Source organism: Sphingomonas sp. GC_Shp_3 (assembly GCF_026540945.1).
Taxonomy (GTDB): Bacteria; Pseudomonadota; Alphaproteobacteria; order Sphingomonadales; family Sphingomonadaceae; genus Sphingomonas.
This window is the reverse complement of the sequence record NZ_JALNUT010000030.1, coordinates 1-716: the sequence shown is the minus strand read 5'-3', so window position 1 is coordinate 716 and position 716 is coordinate 1. Positions and strand designations below refer to the sequence as shown.

1 protein-coding gene is annotated in these 716 nt (G+C 61.3%); it reads left to right on the top strand.

All coding sequences use genetic code 11. From position 1 onward, the window contains the following. Positions 1 to 318: recombinase family protein (locus tag OXR00_RS19595; RefSeq protein WP_267389908.1), on the top strand; the 318-nt coding region annotated here is incomplete at its 5' end. Between the last annotated feature and the right edge of the window lie 398 nt (positions 319 to 716).

Sequence of the window (716 nt, the reverse complement as noted above, 5' to 3'; positions counted from 1 at the left end):
GACCTGAAGGCACGCGGCATCGCGTTCCGGTCGCTGACCGAGCAGATGGATACGACGACGCCCCACGGCGAGCTGCTGTTCTCGCTGTTCGGCGCATTGGCGCAATATGAGCGTGCGCTGACGCGCGAACGAGTGATGGCGGGACTAGCTGCGGCCAAACGCCGGGGACGCCACGGTGGCCGCCCGCCAATGATCGACGCCGAAACGCTTGAGCGGATCACCGCGGCGCTCGATGGCGGGGCCAGCAAGGCGTCCGTCTGTCGGACCTTCAAGGTGCCGCGCTCGACCCTGCTCGGCACGCTTGCCCGGATCGGCTGAACCGCACCGGCCAAGATCTGACCGAACACCGCAGAGTGAATCTTACCGCCGACACACCATGCCAATCAGCGTTGATGTCGATACGATATGCCGATCGGCTAACGCGACCACGCCGGACAAATGGCTGTCAAAAACTTGGCTGATCGGTCAAAAGACCTGTCACCTGCTTTTGACAGATCACGATATGTTCTGACCTGAGAGGGCAAGTTTTCGTGTCAAAGGACACGGACTCTCCTTTGACACGAAAACCTGACTTCTGTGACAGAAGTCGGAGCACGGCGCTCCAGCCTGCTGACGATGGGCGCTGGCCTGAGGCCGAGACTGGACCTTGGGATCACGGCTACGACCGCTCGTGCCGTTCGAGTGCCCCATCCTCTATGTTGAGCCTTTTCGGCTCA